Annotated in this window: 16 protein-coding genes; 13 read left to right on the top strand and 3 right to left on the bottom strand. The window is 34.7% G+C overall.

Features of this window, described 5'->3' with window-relative positions; all coding sequences use genetic code 11:
• Positions 1-125: 125 nt before the first annotated feature.
• A complete protein-coding gene (dnaK, locus tag FLAPXU55_RS10410) occupies positions 126-2,009 on the bottom strand; it encodes a molecular chaperone DnaK (RefSeq protein ID WP_053473507.1) in 1,884 nt (627 codons plus the stop codon).
• Positions 2,010-2,378: 369 nt separating this feature from the next.
• Between dnaK and FLAPXU55_RS10405 the strand changes: the two genes are divergently transcribed.
• From FLAPXU55_RS10405 to FLAPXU55_RS10345, 13 genes are all read left to right on the top strand, one after another.
• Entirely contained in the window at positions 2,379-3,668 is a 1,290-nt protein-coding gene (locus FLAPXU55_RS10405; RefSeq protein WP_180857592.1) for a Na+/H+ antiporter, read from the top strand.
• 196 nt (positions 3,669-3,864) lie between these two features.
• Positions 3,865-4,884, top strand: a complete 1,020-nt coding sequence (locus tag FLAPXU55_RS10400) for a saccharopine dehydrogenase family protein (RefSeq protein ID WP_180857591.1) — start codon at positions 3,865-3,867, stop codon at positions 4,882-4,884.
• Between the two features lie 146 nt (positions 4,885-5,030).
• A complete protein-coding gene (locus FLAPXU55_RS10395) occupies positions 5,031-5,483 on the top strand; it encodes a carboxymuconolactone decarboxylase family protein (protein WP_180857590.1) in 453 nt (150 codons plus the stop codon).
• Between the two features lie 47 nt (positions 5,484-5,530).
• The gene (locus FLAPXU55_RS10390) at positions 5,531-5,878 is read left to right on the top strand and encodes a YciI family protein (protein WP_180857589.1); all 348 of its coding nucleotides are present in this window, start codon (positions 5,531-5,533) and stop codon (positions 5,876-5,878) included.
• Positions 5,879-5,925: 47 nt separating this feature from the next.
• Positions 5,926-7,158 carry an RNA polymerase sigma factor gene (locus tag FLAPXU55_RS10385; RefSeq protein WP_180857588.1) on the top strand — a complete coding sequence of 411 codons (1,233 nt, stop codon included), beginning with the start codon at positions 5,926-5,928 and terminating at the stop codon, positions 7,156-7,158.
• Between the two features lie 126 nt (positions 7,159-7,284).
• Complete coding sequence (locus FLAPXU55_RS10380) at positions 7,285-7,722, top strand: acyl-CoA thioesterase (protein WP_053473514.1); 438 nt, start codon at positions 7,285-7,287, stop codon at positions 7,720-7,722.
• A 12-nt stretch (positions 7,723-7,734) separates the two neighbouring features.
• Positions 7,735-8,133: a hypothetical protein gene (locus FLAPXU55_RS10375; protein ID WP_180857587.1), complete on the top strand. Its 399-nt coding sequence runs from the start codon at positions 7,735-7,737 to the stop codon at positions 8,131-8,133.
• A 19-nt stretch (positions 8,134-8,152) separates the two neighbouring features.
• Positions 8,153-8,989: a mechanosensitive ion channel family protein gene (locus tag FLAPXU55_RS10370; protein ID WP_180857586.1), complete on the top strand. Its 837-nt coding sequence runs from the start codon at positions 8,153-8,155 to the stop codon at positions 8,987-8,989.
• Positions 8,990-9,096: 107 nt separating this feature from the next.
• A complete protein-coding gene (locus FLAPXU55_RS10365; RefSeq protein WP_180857585.1) occupies positions 9,097-10,086 on the top strand; it encodes an alpha/beta fold hydrolase in 990 nt (329 codons plus the stop codon).
• A 157-nt stretch (positions 10,087-10,243) separates the two neighbouring features.
• Positions 10,244-10,633, top strand: a complete 390-nt coding sequence (locus tag FLAPXU55_RS10360; protein WP_053473518.1) for a DUF1398 domain-containing protein — start codon at positions 10,244-10,246, stop codon at positions 10,631-10,633.
• 13 nt (positions 10,634-10,646) lie between these two features.
• Positions 10,647-11,498 carry a ThuA domain-containing protein gene (locus FLAPXU55_RS10355; protein ID WP_180857584.1) on the top strand — a complete coding sequence of 284 codons (852 nt, stop codon included), beginning with the start codon at positions 10,647-10,649 and terminating at the stop codon, positions 11,496-11,498.
• An 11-nt stretch (positions 11,499-11,509) separates the two neighbouring features.
• Positions 11,510-12,361 (top strand): sulfurtransferase, encoded by an 852-nt coding sequence (locus FLAPXU55_RS10350; protein ID WP_180857583.1) that lies wholly within the window; start codon positions 11,510-11,512, stop codon positions 12,359-12,361.
• A 187-nt stretch (positions 12,362-12,548) separates the two neighbouring features.
• Positions 12,549-13,790 carry an ATP-binding cassette domain-containing protein gene (locus FLAPXU55_RS10345; protein WP_180857582.1) on the top strand — a complete coding sequence of 414 codons (1,242 nt, stop codon included), beginning with the start codon at positions 12,549-12,551 and terminating at the stop codon, positions 13,788-13,790.
• A 172-nt stretch (positions 13,791-13,962) separates the two neighbouring features.
• Here FLAPXU55_RS10345 and FLAPXU55_RS10340 read toward each other — a convergent pair whose 3' ends face one another.
• Complete coding sequence (locus FLAPXU55_RS10340) at positions 13,963-15,009, bottom strand: RluA family pseudouridine synthase (RefSeq protein WP_180857581.1); 1,047 nt, start codon at positions 15,007-15,009, stop codon at positions 13,963-13,965.
• Positions 14,999-15,619, bottom strand: a complete 621-nt coding sequence (locus tag FLAPXU55_RS10335; protein ID WP_053473522.1) for a PASTA domain-containing protein — start codon at positions 15,617-15,619, stop codon at positions 14,999-15,001. Before FLAPXU55_RS10335 ends, FLAPXU55_RS10340 begins: the two co-directional genes overlap by 11 nt.
• Positions 15,620-15,640 lie beyond the last annotated feature (21 nt).

The raw sequence follows: 15,640 nt of genomic DNA, 5'->3' as shown, positions 1-15,640 counted from the left end.
TACAAATATATGATAAAAAACGATTAAAAAACAACACCATTAAAAAAGACCCCAAAAGAAAAAGCGCTGTAAACATTATGTTTACAGCGCTTTAACACTTATTATTAACTGATGTTAATCAGTACTTATTTGACTTCTTCGAATTCAACGTCTTCAACATTGTCTCCAGATTGCTCTTGTTGTGGAGCAGCTTGTTGACCTTGTTCACCACCTTGAGCGTACATTGCTTCTGTAGCTGTTTTCCAAGCTGCATTTACATTGTCTAATCCTTTTTGGATTGCCTCAAGATCTTGAGATTGGTGAGCAAATCTTAATTCAGTTAAAGCAAATTCGATAGCTGTTTTTTGATCGTCTGTTAATTTATCTCCCAATTCTTTCAATTGACTTTCAGTTTGGAAAATAGTACTATCAGCTTCGTTCAATTTCTCAGCTCTTTCTTTTGCAATTCTGTCAGCATCAGCGTTAGCTTCAGCATCTTTTTTCATTTTTTCGATTTCTTCAGCTGTTAATCCAGAAGAAGCTTCGATACGGATATCGTGAGATTTTCCAGTTCCTTTATCAGTTGCAGATACTTTGATAATACCATTAGCATCGATATCGAAAGTTACTTCGATTTGAGGAACTCCTCTTGGTGCTGGTGGGATACCATCTAAGTGGAAACGACCAATAGTTTTGTTATCAGCAGCCATAGCTCTTTCTCCTTGTAATACGTGGATTTCAACAGATGGTTGAGAATCAGCAGCAGTAGAGAATACTTGAGATTTTTTAGTTGGAATAGTTGTGTTAGATTCGATTAATTTAGTCAATACACCACCCATAGTTTCGATACCTAAAGAAAGAGGTGTTACGTCAAGTAACAATACATCTTTTACATCTCCAGATAAAACTCCACCTTGAATAGCAGCTCCAATAGCAACAACCTCATCAGGGTTAACACCTTTAGATGCTTTTTTACCGAAGAATTTCTCCACTTCGTCTGCGATTCTTGGCATACGAGTAGAACCTCCTACAAGGATTACCTCGTCGATATCAGATGTAGATAAACCTGCATCTTTTAATGCTTTAGCAACTGGCTCCATAGAACGTTTTACTAAAGTATCAGATAATTGCTCAAATTTAGCTCTGGATAATTTTTTCACTAAGTGTTTTGGTCCGGAAGCAGTAGCAGTTACGTAAGGTAAGTTGATTTCTGTTTCAGCAGAAGATGATAATTCAATCTTAGCTTTCTCAGCAGCTTCTTTTAAACGTTGTAATGACATTGGATCTAAACGTAAATCAATACCTTCTTCAGATTTGAATTCGTCAGCTAACCAGTCAATAATAACCTGGTCAAAATCATCACCACCTAAGTGAGTATCACCATTTGTAGATAATACTTCAAATACACCGTCTCCTAATTCAAGAACAGAAATATCAAAAGTACCTCCACCTAAATCGTAAACAGCAATTTTTTGATCAGTTCCTTTTTTATCTAATCCGTAAGCAAGTGCAGCAGCAGTTGGCTCGTTGATGATACGCATAACTTTAAGACCAGCAATTTCACCAGCTTCTTTAGTAGCTTGACGTTGTGCATCGTTAAAGTAAGCAGGAACAGTAATAACTGCTTCAGTTACAGTTTGACCTAAATAGTCTTCAGCAGTTTTTTTCATTTTTTGAAGTGTCATTGCAGACAACTCCTGAGCAGTGTATAAACGACCGTCAATATCCACACGTGGAGTATTGTTGTCACCTTTTACAACACTGTAAGGAACTCTTTTTGCCTCATCTTGAGTTTCAGCAAAAGTATGTCCCATAAAACGTTTAATAGAAGCAATCGTTTTTGTAGGATTCGTTACTGCTTGTCTTTTTGCAGGATCCCCTACTTTAATTTCGCCACCTTCAACAAAAGCGATGATAGATGGAGTCGTTCTTTTTCCTTCTGCATTAGGGATAACAACTGCTTCGTTACCTTCCATTACAGAAACACAAGAGTTCGTCGTACCTAAGTCAATTCCGATTATTTTACCCATTTTTTATATATTTAATTTTGATTTAATTTTCATAACTCACGTGGCATAAGTCAATCTTTGTGCCAAGATAAAAAACCAAAGTAAATTGTCAGTTTTAATATTGGCACGACAATAATCATCTGACAACATGACATTTTTCAAGACTGACAACCATGGCATAAGCCTATAAATATGTCATAATTAAGGAGCTTATTCCCGCTATCCACTATATCTTTTATGCTCTCGTTAAAGAAACGAGAGCACAAAAGGATGCCGCTTCTATCGGGGCTAGGGCATTAGTTTTCAAAAGAACTTTTGTCTTTCTCCAACCAGAATAATTTTTAATTAAATACTGAATTAAGTACATTAGCATTTTTCTAAATCCAAAAAATGGAAAATTACAGTATCATTATATTTATACTTGCCATCGTAATCGGTTTATCTGCCTTTGCTGATAAAGCAAAACTTCCGTACCCTATTCTTCTTGTAATTGTTGGGATCGCCATTGGTTTTATTCCAACCATGACCGAAATCCAGATTAATCCCGAAATTATCTTTTTGATATTTCTGCCGCCATTATTATATGATGCCTCGTTTAATATTTCTCCAAAGGATTTCAAAACCAATCTCAACACTATAAGCACGCTGGCGATAACTTTAGTTTTTCTTACCACATTTTGGATTGCCGTAGTAGCTCATTATATGATCCCAAATATAACATGGCCGCTGGCATTTGTACTCGGAGCAATCCTTTCTGCAACCGACGCTGTTGCTGCTGTAAGCATTACCAAAGGACTCGGAATATCTCATAAAACAATTACAATTCTTGAAGGCGAAAGTTTAATAAATGATGCTTCGGCACTTGTTGCCTATCGTTTTGCTGTTGCCGCCGTAATGGGATCTGCTTTTGTAATCTGGAAAGCAACACTGCAGTTTATTTTTTTATTAGGAGGTGGTTTTCTGGTAGGAATGGTGATTGCAAAAATCCTTGCTTTTATATTAAGTAAAGTACATAAAAATACCAATGTCACGATTAGCTTTATGCTGTTAATGCCGTTTGTAGCCTACTTGGTAGCCGAACAATTTCATGTTTCAGGCGTAATTGCAGTAGTAGTTTCCGGATTGGCAATTGCCCGTTTCAGCAAAAAAATATTCCCCGAAAATTTAAAAAACAGTTCCCGAAGCCTTTGGGACATTATCATTTTTCTTTTAAACGGATTAATCTTTATTTTAATTGGTCTTAATTTCAGGTATCTATTAAAAGATATTGATAACTACATGATTCTGCCTTACATTGGTTATGCTTTTATCATTACAATTGTAGCTTTGCTAATTAGGATGGTTAGAGTATTTCTCCAAAAAATTAATCTTCAAAAAGCATTTCAAAAAAACCGCGGCGGAAAAAGAAAAGTTAGTGAAGATGCCCTTTTAGACTTTAACAACAGTATTATTTTAGGCTGGTCCGGAATGCGCGGCATTGTATCTCTTGCTATTGCGATTGGACTTCCAAAATTCCTTGAAGACGGCACTCCTTTTCCCGAAAGAAATACGATTATTTTTATTTCTGTTGCGGTCGTACTTTTTACGCTTATCGGGCAGGGACTTACGCTTCCGTGGATTGTTAAACGGTTAAATACTAAAAGCGAAAAAGAACAAAAATTAGATGAAAATTTAAAATAAAAACAAAATACGGCTTCAAAATACAATACTATTTTACCTACATTAGCTTCGTTAACTTTAACCAAAAAAACTTCTACTCTTTCGGATTAAGAAATTATCTGGACGGATATGTTGGCGGTACAAACGAAGCTTATTCAAAAATCTTCAGATTTGGAGTAACTTATCAAGTACTATAAAAAACTAAAAACTCTGAAACATGAAAAATAGCATTGCAATTTATGGCGCTTACGGACACACGGGAAAATTTATTGTTGCTGAACTTTCCAGAAAAGGATATCAATTAATTCTTTCCGGAAGAGATGAAGACAAGCTGCAGCAATTAAAAAAACAATACCCAAATTCGACAATAAAAGCCGCAGATATTAGTGATGCAGTAAGTTTAGACAATGCTTTTTCTGGATCTGAAATTATTATAAACTGTGCAGGTCCGTTTTTAGATACTGCCGAACCTATTATTGAATCTGCTTTAAGATTAGGTATTCATTATATTGATTTAAGTGCCGAGCAAAAAGCTGTTTTAGATGTATTTGAAAATTATGCTGAAAAAGCCAAAGGTAAAATTTTAATAATTCCTGCCGTTGCATTTTATGGCGGTTTAGGAGATTTATTGAGTACGGCAGTAACGCAAGATTGGGACAAAATTGATGAAATAAACATTTATATTGGTCTCGATTCCTGGTATCCAACAAAAGGAACCAGATTAACAGGCGATAGAAATCATTACACCAGATTAACACTAAAAAACAATCAATTACAAGAACTGGAACCAAGTGTTCCAATCGACTGGGATTTCCAAAACCCAATTAGAATTAAACAAGTTGTGAGTCTTCCTCTCTCTGAAATTATTACCATTTCACGTCATTTAAATGTAAACACAATCAATACTTATTTAAGTCAAAATTCTTTAGATGATCTTAGAAATAAAGATACTCCGGAACCAGAAGCCATTGACGAAAAGAACAGATCATCCCAGCAGTTTTCTGTAGAAGTGGTTGCTGTAAAAGATAATATCAAAAGAAAAATTGTGGCACAAGGACAAGATATTTATGCGGTAACTTCACCTTTAGTCGTAGAAACGATAAACAGAATACTATTTGGTAAAACAGCAAAAACTGGTGTTACTGTTGTTGGAGAAATTTTTGACGCAGCAGATTTTTTAAAGTCTTTAAATGAAGATGACATCACAATTTCGGCTATAGAAGAATCTCATTTATAATTTTTCATTAAAAAAAGTATCCGTAAAGTCCTGTAAACACAAGGGTTTTTAATTATTTTCAAATTTATTTCAAAAAAAATAAAATATTTTGTCCAATTCCGAAAGTTCGATTGTTATTAGAGTATAACATTAAAACTTTATACAAAATGGAAACAAGAATTAACATTCACGAAAAAGGACAAGACGCTTTAAAAACACTTTACGGAATTGGCGGCTATTTAAAAAAATCAACTTTAGAATCAGCTCTTTTAGAATTAGTTTTATTTAGGGTTTCACAAATCAACAGCTGCGCTTATTGCTTAGATATGCATTATAAAGATGCACGCCATAAAGGAGAAACAGAACAACGTTTATACGGATTAAGTGCATGGAGAGAAACCTCATATTACACAAATCGTGAAAGAGCTGCTTTTGCCTGGGCCGAAGCTGTAACAAAATGTGATGTACCAGATTCAGTTTATAAAGAAGCAGCAAGCGAATTTAACGAACAGGAATTAATTGATTTAACCTTGGCAATTACAAACATTAACACTTGGAACCGTATTAACCTTGCATTTCCTAACGAGCCGGGAACTTACAAAGTTGGACAATTCGGTTAATCAAAATAATTATCGCATAAAAATATTGACATTAAAAAAATAATATCATGAACGAATTTGTATTAATATTTAGAAGAGATTATATCACTAAAGAAACGCAGCCTTCTCCGCAGGAATTGCAGGATTCACTTAAACTTTGGCAGGATTGGCTGGGCGGAATTGCGGCTCAGGATAAGCTTGCAAAACCTTTACAACGCTGGGATGGCGAAGGTAAAATTGTAAAATCGAACAAAAGTGTAATCAACGGACCGTATGCAGAAATTAAAGAAGCAATTGGCGGTTTGATTATGATAAAAGCGGCAGATTATGATGAAGCCGTAAGCATTGCAAACGGATGTCCGATTTTAGAATTGGGCGGAAATGTAGAAATTAGAATGGCCGTTACCGGAGCATAATTATCTTTAAAAAAACTTCTTATTCTTTTAAAAAGGAATTTTATAAAATGGAAGAAAGTCAGCTTTTACCCAATTTATTTAGAACAGAGTACCGAAAAATAGTTTCGGTACTCTGTTATTTATTCGGAATTGAAAACATCGAAATCGCCGAAGATATTACCAGCGATACTTTTCTCGCCGCAACAGAATTATGGAGCGTAAAAGGAATTCCCGAAAACCCAACAGCGTGGCTTTATACCGTTGCAAAAAACAAAACAAAAAATTACTTAAAACGTGATACACTCTTCGAACAAAAAATTGCCGTCGAAGTAAAACACAATGCTAATAAGTCTGAAGAAATTGAAATTGATTTATCCAATAAAAACATTTTCGACAGTCAGTTAGCCATGATTTTTACAGTTTGCGATCCCATAAATTCTGCCGAAGCACAAATTGCATTGGCACTCAACATATTATGCGGATTTGGAATTCAGGAGATTGCAGACGGTTTTTTAACGAATAAAGAAGTCATTTACAAAAGAATTAACCGCGCCAAAGAAAAACTGAAAGAAGCCAATGTAAAAATTGAGCAGCCCAGCAATTCTGAAATAAACAATAGACTCGAAAATGTCTTAACAACCCTGTATTTGTTATTTTCAGAAGGCTATTATTCGACTTCTCAAAATACAATTTTAAGAAAAGACGTTTGTGCCGAAGCCATGCGATTGACTTTTTTATTAATCGAAAATCCTTCAACAAACCTGCCGCCAGTAAACGCATTGCTTTCCTTAATGTGTTTTCATTCTTCAAGATTTGATGCCAGAACAAACAGCGATGGAGAAACGGTTTTATATCAAAATCAGGATGAAACACTCTGGAATCAGGAACTTATAGAAAAAGGCACTTATTTTCTCGGTAAAGCATCAACCGGAAATACACTTACGAAATACCATCTTGAAGCCGGAATCGCGTATTGGCATACTCAAAAAGAAGATTCTGCCCAAAAATGGGAAAACATATTACAGCTTTATAACCAATTATTAATTCTCGAATATTCGCCAATTGCAGCGCTCAACCGCACATTTGCTTTAGCCAAAACAAACGGAAAACAAACTGCCATTATTGAAGCAGAGAAATTACAATTAACCGATAATCATTTTTATTACTCTTTATTAGGGAACTTATATACAGATATTGACAATAAAAAAGCACTCGAACATTTCGAAAAAGCTTTGCAGCTTGCCAGTTCCGTTTCTGATAAAAACATCATCAAACAAAACATCGGTATACTCAAAATATAGATTAATCTCAAATTTACTTTCTCAGTCCCATTCACTTTTTATTTGTAATTTAGATTTCTTAAAATGTATGTTCAAAAAACAATTTCAGTACAGCATTTAAAAAATTATTAAATTACAAATACAAAAATGGCTTCATTTATTAAGGAAATCTCTTTTCGCTGGTCAGATCTTGACCCAAATTTTCACGTTCGTCATAGTGCTTATTACGATTTTGGTGCACAGCATCGTATCGAAATTCTCGAAGAACTTGGCTTGACATTACGAGTAATGCAAACGCAGGGTTTTGGTCCCGTTTTATTTAGAGAAGAATGTGTTTTTAGAAAAGAATTAAAACTTTCAGACAAAATATTTATTCATACCAAAACATCAAAAATGAAAGCCGATGCTTCGCGCTGGTCCATCATTCACGAGTTTAGACGAGAAGATGACACACTTTGCGCCACCATTACAGTCGACGGTGCATGGATGGATACCAAACTTAGAAAACTGGCTTCTCCAACTCCCGAAATTGCAATTCAGGCATTAAGTATTTTCCCAAAAAGTGATGATTTTGTTGGATTGTAAAACACAAAACAAATGAAATATTCTATAGCGTTTTTAATTTTTCTGGCTGTTTTTACAAGCTGTGAATCGCATAAATCCAAAAAGGAAATCGCAACTCCAAAAGAAACTGTTACGGCTTATTTAGCTGCAACAAATCATTTTGATTTTAAAGCTGCGAAAGAATTCGTGATTCTTAATAAAGAGAATTTAATGAATTTAGAAACCCTTAAAAAGATGGAAAAAAGTATTCCGGATGATCAAAAAGCAAGATTTCTGGATAAAGAAAAAGATGCTCAATATTTCGAAAAAGAAATTACAGATTCGACTGCCCGGATAGTTGTTTCTCCAAATCAGGATATTGCTATGCCTATAGAATTTAACCTGAAAAAAGTAGACAAAAAATGGTTAATCGAATCTGTAATTTCACATTAATACAAAAATTCTCAAAGCTATGATCGATTACTTAAAAGACTTTAGAATAGGAATTTTTATTGCTATTATAGCCATTACAACCATAATTTTAGGTTCCATAACAGATAAAGTACTTCGCTATTTTTTATACCGAAAATTAAGCGATAAGGAATATGATGTAACCGGATTTAAGTTTCTAAAACATTTTATTATCACTGTAATTTATATTTTGGGATTTGCTTTTGCATTGATCCAAATTCCCGAATTTAAAATAATCGGACATTCCTTTTTAGCCGGTGCCGGAGTAATTTCGCTAGTTGCAGGTTTAGCTTCGCAACAGGCTTTGAGTAATATTGTCAGCGGAATATTCCTGGTGATTTTTAAGCCTTTTAGAATCAATGATAAAATCACCATAAATAATTTTGTCGGCACAGTTGAAGATATTAATTTGAGACAAGTCGTTTTAAAAGATGCCGAAAACAACCGAATTATAATTCCAAACTCTGTTATCAGCAATCAGATTATTGTCAATACTAATATGCATGATACCAAATGCTGTAAAATAATCGAAATAGGAATTGGCTATGAATCGAATGTCGAAAAAGCATTAGAAATCATGCAGGATGAAATTGCCAAACATCCGCTTTTTATTGACACCAGAACTGCCGAAAATAAAAAACAAAAAACACCTTTGGTCGTAGCAAGAGTTGTCGCTTTGGCCGATTCGAGCGTAACACTAAAAGCTTGGGCTTGGGCAAAAAACTCTACAGACGGTTTTGTAATGTATTGCGATTTACTGCAAAGTATCAAAAAACGTTTTGACGAAGCAGAAATTGATATTCCGTATCCGCAAAGAGTTATAACACTTAAAAAATAGTTTATAAACGACACTTCTCTCTTTTTTCTGATAATTTTAAGACTGTAATTTTTGGATTTCAAAATGCATAGCGGTAAATTTATAATCCTTAATAAAAATGCATCAGAATGAAAATTATAAAACTCATCATATTAGTATTACCCTTATTTTGTTTTTCGCAAGAAGAAAAAATAAAGGCCTTAGATATCAATTTAAGCAATTATGAATATCCGTTTCCAGTTCAGTTTTTAGAATTGAATAATCAGCGCCAAAATTTAAAAATGGCGTATATGGATATTAAACCAGACAACTACAATAACAAAAACATTGTTTTACTTCACGGAAAAAATTTCAACGGCGCTTATTGGGAAACTACGATAAAAGCTTTGACGGCAGCAGGTTTCCGAGTTATTGTACCGGATCAGATTGGTTTTGGGAAATCATCAAAACCAGAAAATTATCAATACTCATTTCAGCAATTTGCCGAAAATACCAAGAAATTACTGGATCATTTAGGCATTACAAAAACAACGATTCTAGGACATTCTATGGGCGGAATGTTAGCCACGAGATTTACTTTGATGTATCCTGAAACTGCCGAAAAATTAGTTCTCGAAAACCCAATTGGTTTAGAAGACTGGAAACTTGTCGTTCCTTACAAACCAGTCGATTGGTGGTATGAATCTGAATTAAAACAAAATTATCAGGCCATCAAAAAATACCAAATGGAAAATTATTACGACGGAAAATGGAATCCCGATTATCAAAAATGGGCGGAACTTTCTGCCGGCTGGACTTCTGCTCCGGATTATAATAAAGTGGCGTGGAACTCTGCTTTAATGTACGATATGATTTTTACACAGCCTGTTTTATACGAATTCAAAAACATCAAAAGCCCGACGCTTTTAATCATCGGAACAAGAGATAAAACTGCAATAGGGAAGCCTTTAGTTTCTGAAGAAATTCGGAAAACAATGGGAAATTATGTTGAATTAGGCAAAAAAACTCAAAAAGCAATTCCGAATTCAAAATTGGTTGAAATTCCCAATACCGGGCATTTACCACATATAGAATCTTTCGATCAATTTATAAAACCATTAATCGTATTTTTGAAATAATAATCTTTTTTTGTTTGCCACGAATTATATTTTTATTCGCCACGAATTTCACTAATTTACACTAATTAATTTGAGCGGAGCGTAAATAAAAAATTCGTGAAAATTAGTGTAATTCGTGGCAGACAATAACTATCTAATAATCTAAAAATTAAATAATATGTTTACAATCGACCAAATCAAAGAAGCACACGCTAAAGTAAAAAGCGGTGCCGATTTTCCAAATTATATACAAGACTTAATCATTCTGGGTGTAAAAGGTTATGACACTTTCGTGAATGACGGACACGTTGAATATTATGGTGTAAACGGTTATTCTGTTACATCTGATGAAAAATACAATCCAATTTCAATTGCCGTAAGTGTCAATAAGGAACTTTTTATCGAGTTTTTGGTAAAACACCAGAACGGTGAAACAGATTATCTTACTTTTTGCAATCATGCCGGACAATGCGGAATTGCAAAATGGAGAGTTGATATTATCGAAATGACCTGCACTTATTTTGACAGTGCAGAAAACGAAATATTAATTGAAAAAATTCCAGGTTAATCTAAAAAAATCAATGGCAAATTTAAATCCAATTTATTCGCTGATTAAAAAAGCTGTTTTAGTATTGCTTTTTTTAGCAAGTTTTTCAGGCTTTTCTCAGCATAAAAAAGAAAAATCAAAGTTTAAAGTAATTGCTTTTTACACCGCAAAAAATGATCAGGCACACATCAGTTTTGTGCATGAAGCCAATAAATGGTTTCCAAAAGCAGCCGAAGAAAATCATTTTGTTTACGACTCTACAGATAACTGGAACAATCTAAACGCAAAATTTTTAGCCAATTATCAGGTTGTTTTATTTTTAGATACAAGGCCAGAAACTCCGGAACAGCGTGAAGCTTTTCAAAAATATATGGAAAACGGCGGCGGTTTCATGGGATTTCATTTTTCGGCCTTTGCCTTAAACGATTCAAGTTATCCGCAAAATTGGGATTGGTATCATAATACCTTTTTAGGTTCCGGAGAATACGGAAGCAATACATGGCGTCCGACATCGGCAGTTTTAAGAGTTGAAAACCAGCATCCGGCAGTCAAAAATCTGCCTAAAACATTTACATCAGCACCAAACGAATGGTACAGATGGAGCAACGATCTTAGAAAAAATCCGGACATAAAAATTCTTCTCGCAATTGACGAAAGTAGTTTCCCTTTAGGAACCGGACCAAAAGCACATGAAATTTGGCATGAAGGCTATTACCCTGAAGTTTGGACAAACAAAAACTACAAAATGCTGTATGTCAATATGGGACACAATGATATTGATTATGAAGGCGGAACTAACAAAACGCTTTCATACACTTTTGAAAATAAAAACGAAAGCAAATTCATTCTTGATGCATTGCTTTGGTTAGGAACTTCTAAAAAATAAATGGATTAAAAATGTCTAAACTTTCACCCATCATAAACGCTGAAGAATTAGTAAAACTTAATTCCTCAGAAATCATTTTAATCGATGCCAGAGCAGGAATTAATGCCGAGGAAAACTTCAAGGCAGAACATTTAAAAGGCGCTCGTTATGTCGATTTAAACAAAGATTTAGCAACAGTCGACTGCAATCCAAAAAATGGCGGAAGGCACCCTCTTCCCTCTTTTTCAAAGTTTTCGGAAGTGCTTTCAAAACTCGGAATTTCACCTTCGTCTCATGTTGTAATTTATGATGATAAAAATGGCTCAAATGCCGCTGCGAGATTTTGGTGGATGCTAAAAGCCGCAAAACATGAAAAAGTACAGGTTTTAAATGGAGGTTTACAAGAAGCTGTAAAAGCTGGTTTTCTGGTTAGTTCAGAAATCGAAAGTTTTGAGAAAATAGGAAATTACCCAATTTCAGAATGGAATTTAAAAACGGCTGCCATTGAAGAAGTCGAAAAAGCCCGAAATAACAGCGAAAATATCGTAATTGATGTAAGAGATAAAAATCGTTTTGACGGACTTACAGAACCTTTAGATTTAATCGCCGGACATATTCCCGGAGCGGTAAATGTTCCGTTTAGTGAAAATCTGGACGAAAACGGTCTTTTCAAATCTCCTGAAGTTTTATCTAAAAAATATCACGAAGTTTTAAATAATAAAACGTCAGAAAATGTAATTGTACATTGCGGTTCGGGCGTTACGGCTTGTCATACTTTATTAGCTTTGGATTATGCCGGAATTGAAATTCCAAAACTTTACGTAGGTTCCTGGAGCGAATGGTCAAGAAATGACCGCGAAATGGCAACGAAAGAAACAAAATAAACTCTTTTTTAAACACATAGAAATATAGATTTTTATTGTGTCTAAAAGAGCATAAAAAGAAGCACGCTTCTAACACATAGCACACTATGTTTATTAATGCAAGTGAAACGCCTTTATTTAAGTTTCAAAAAGCTATGTTACTATGTGTTAAAAATGCACACAACAGTTTAAAAATAGAAAATAAAAAATGCAGCATTGGGATATACTTTTATCTAATCAGGTAAATAAAAAAGCATTCATAGACAGTTTACTTAATGGAGAAGCAAAAGGAGAATTAGCCATTTTTAATACTCAAAAAGGGATTTTATTCTCAGACATTGCAATCGAAAAATTCATCGAAAAAGAATACCAATACGACAGCGTAGAAGCAGCTCCAGAATCACACAGACAATTACGCACCTTTTCATCTGGAGAACGTAAAAAAGAGTTTTTAAAATACTGCATCAATCAAAAACCGGATTTTATCATTTTCGATAATCCGTTTGATCATTTAGATCAGGCTTCGAGAGTAATTTTAGCCGATTCGTTAAAAGATTTAACTACCGAAATCGCTATTATACAGCTGCTAAATCGTATTGTTGATGTTTTGGCGTTTGTTCCGAATAAAGCACAGATCAACGATAATACATTTGAATTACATCCCATTTCAAAAACCGAAAGTCATTTTAAAACCTTAAATACATCGGCAATTCCAAAAGCAATTGAGCCGCATTCCTTCCACGAAAGTGTATTAATAAAACTGGAAAATGTTTCGGTTAGTTATGAAGAAAGAAAAATTCTCGACAACATTTCATGGACTATTAAACAAGGCGAATTCTGGCAGTTAATTGGCCCAAACGGTTCCGGAAAAAGCACGATTTTATCTTTAATTACAGGCGATAATCCAAAAGGATTTGGTCAGGATTTATATTTATTCGGAAGAAAAAAAGGAAGTGGAGAAAGTGTTTGGGATATCAAAAAACAAATCGGAATCTTCACAACGTCAATGACCGATTTATTTCAAAAAGGACACACTTTGGAAGAAATGATTCTCTCCGGTTTTTTCGATTCCATCGGGCTTTATATCGAGCCAACAACGCATCAAAAACAAATTGTTTCGCAATGGCTGGAAGTTATCGAAATGATACATTTAAGAAAAAAGCGTTTCATTGATCTTTCCATTGGTCAGCAAAGAGTCGCATTAATTGTTCGTGCCGTTTTAAAACATCCGCCTTTATTAATTTTAGATGAACCTGTAGAAGGTCTGGACGACGAAAATGTAGATTTGGTAATTCAGCTTATCAACACCATAAAACAAGAAACAAACGTAACTATTTTATACGTTTCGCATAGAATAGAATCCGGCCTCGCTCCTACTTCTGTTTTCGAACTTCTACCAAGCCCAACGGGATCAATCGGTATAATTAAATATCACTCAGAATTAAATTAAAAAAGATTATCAATAGCATTATAACACAAAGTATATCTGTAGAGACGCACTGCAGTGCGTCTCTACAGAAAATTGGAACGATATAAAATATTATAGCAAAACAAAAAAGCTCCCAAAAGGAGCTTTTTATTTATTTTCGTTAAAGAAATTATCTAATTGACAAATTATCTAATTAATTCTCTTCATCTTCAGTATTATGCGATTTCACGTAATTGCGCCATTTTTCAATACAATCCTGAAAATCCTGCGGTAACTCCGTATCAAAACGCATCATTTCTCCCGTATTTGGGTGAATGAATCCAAGCGTTTTAGCATGCAGCGCCTGACGTGGCAATGCTTTAAAACAATTCTCTATAAACTGTTTGTATTTTGTAAACGTAGTTCCTTTTAAAATCAAATGTCCGCCGTAACGTTCGTCATTAAATAACGGATGTCCGATATGTTTCATGTGCGCACGAATTTGGTGTGTTCTTCCAGTTTCCAGTTTGCAGGAAATCAAAGTCACATAACCAAAACGCTCTAAAACTTTATAATGTGTAATTGCCGGTTTACCTATTTCTGGATCAGCAAAAACCGCCATTTGCATGCGGTCTTTTAAATGTCTGGCAAGGTTTCCTTCAATTGTTCCGCTTTCTGCAGCAACATTTCCCCACACAAGCGCAATATATTCACGTTCTGTAGTTTTAGCTTCAAATTGTTTCGCCAAATGCGTCATTGCCGCTTCTGTTTTGGCAACAACCAAAAGTCCAGAAGTATCTTTATCAATTCTATGCACTAAACCAGGACGCTCGCTGCTGTTCATTGGCAGATTATCAAAATGATGTGCCAAAGCATTTACAAGAGTTCCCGTATAATTTCCGTGACCCGGATGCACCACCATTCCCGGCTCTTTATTGATTAATAAAAAGGCGTCATCTTCATACACAATATTAATCGGAAGGTCTTCTGGCAGAATATGGTTTTCATATGGCGGATGCGATAACATAACCGTAATCACATCAAAAGGTTTTACTTTATAGTTTGATTTTACCGGAATATCATTTACAAAAATATTTCCGTCAGATGCTGCGTTCTGAATTTTGTTACGCGTAGCATTCTGAATCAAATTCAGCAAATATTTGTCAATACGTAAAAACGCCTGACCTTTTGGTACTTCAAATCTGTAATGTTCGAATAATTCGTCTTCCAGATCTAAATTTTCTTCAATATTATTGTTCATCTTTTGGGGTTTCTTCAGGCACTGCTGTACTATCTGCTGCCTGACTGTCATCTACATAACTCGCTTTTCCGTCACCTAAAACCAAATCAATTTTAGACGCTTTCAAAACACGGTCTCCTACTTTTAAATTTCTGCCTTTTAAACGCATTTCCAAAACCATATCTTTTCCAAGATTCGGAATATAAGTAATTGTTCCCGGCTCAAGTCCTAAAGCTTTTAAAGTTGGTACCGCTTCACGATATGTTTTTTCAATTAAATCAGGAATTTTCACAGACGAAAATCCCGAAGAATTAATTTTAATATATATTTTTCTTCCTACTTTAACTTTAGTTCCCGGCAGTGGATCCTGCTCTACAACACTATATTTCGGAAATTCACTTCGGTAATCAACACTATCCAAAAGCACATAATCTAAGTCCAGCTCATCCAGTTTTTCTTCAACTTGTTCTTCAGTCAGTCTGGCTAAATTAGGAACAGCAATTTCGTGTCCGTGATCAGTTGTAAAAGTCAACCAATGCATAAACAAATAAACCAAAACCGCAACAATAGCAGCCGCACTTAATACCTGCAAGAAAAACACTCGGCTAGTTAAATACTTACGTAAACTCATAAATTTATTTTTAGTTGTCGC

It is taken from the genome of Flavobacterium panici (assembly GCF_903819335.1).
In the GTDB taxonomy this organism is placed as follows: Bacteria; Bacteroidota; Bacteroidia; order Flavobacteriales; family Flavobacteriaceae; genus Flavobacterium; species Flavobacterium panici.
This window is presented reverse-complemented; position numbering and strand designations above follow the sequence as displayed.

Excerpts from the sequence above, each read along its gene's own strand:
- FLAPXU55_RS10370 (WP_180857586.1), top strand. The coding sequence starts at position 8,153 with ATGATCGATTACTTAAAAGACTTTAGAATAGGAATTTTTATTGCTATT.
- FLAPXU55_RS10385 (WP_180857588.1), top strand. The coding sequence starts at position 5,926 with ATGGAAGAAAGTCAGCTTTTACCCAATTTATTTAGAACAGAGTACCGA.
- FLAPXU55_RS10355 (WP_180857584.1), top strand. The coding sequence starts at position 10,647 with ATGGCAAATTTAAATCCAATTTATTCGCTGATTAAAAAAGCTGTTTTA.
- FLAPXU55_RS10360 (WP_053473518.1), top strand. The coding sequence starts at position 10,244 with ATGTTTACAATCGACCAAATCAAAGAAGCACACGCTAAAGTAAAAAGC.
- FLAPXU55_RS10380 (WP_053473514.1), top strand. The coding sequence starts at position 7,285 with ATGGCTTCATTTATTAAGGAAATCTCTTTTCGCTGGTCAGATCTTGAC.
- FLAPXU55_RS10345 (WP_180857582.1), top strand. The coding sequence starts at position 12,549 with ATGCAGCATTGGGATATACTTTTATCTAATCAGGTAAATAAAAAAGCA.
- FLAPXU55_RS10405 (WP_180857592.1), top strand. The coding sequence starts at position 2,379 with ATGGAAAATTACAGTATCATTATATTTATACTTGCCATCGTAATCGGT.
- FLAPXU55_RS10395 (WP_180857590.1), top strand. The coding sequence starts at position 5,031 with ATGGAAACAAGAATTAACATTCACGAAAAAGGACAAGACGCTTTAAAA.
- dnaK (WP_053473507.1), bottom strand. The coding sequence starts at position 2,009 with ATGGGTAAAATAATCGGAATTGACTTAGGTACGACGAACTCTTGTGTT.
- FLAPXU55_RS10350 (WP_180857583.1), top strand. The coding sequence starts at position 11,510 with ATGTCTAAACTTTCACCCATCATAAACGCTGAAGAATTAGTAAAACTT.
- FLAPXU55_RS10340 (WP_180857581.1), bottom strand. The coding sequence starts at position 15,009 with ATGAACAATAATATTGAAGAAAATTTAGATCTGGAAGACGAATTATTC.
- FLAPXU55_RS10335 (WP_053473522.1), bottom strand. The coding sequence starts at position 15,619 with ATGAGTTTACGTAAGTATTTAACTAGCCGAGTGTTTTTCTTGCAGGTA.
- FLAPXU55_RS10375 (WP_180857587.1), top strand. The coding sequence starts at position 7,735 with ATGAAATATTCTATAGCGTTTTTAATTTTTCTGGCTGTTTTTACAAGC.
- FLAPXU55_RS10365 (WP_180857585.1), top strand. The coding sequence starts at position 9,097 with ATGAAAATTATAAAACTCATCATATTAGTATTACCCTTATTTTGTTTT.
- FLAPXU55_RS10400 (WP_180857591.1), top strand. The coding sequence starts at position 3,865 with ATGAAAAATAGCATTGCAATTTATGGCGCTTACGGACACACGGGAAAA.
- FLAPXU55_RS10390 (WP_180857589.1), top strand. The coding sequence starts at position 5,531 with ATGAACGAATTTGTATTAATATTTAGAAGAGATTATATCACTAAAGAA.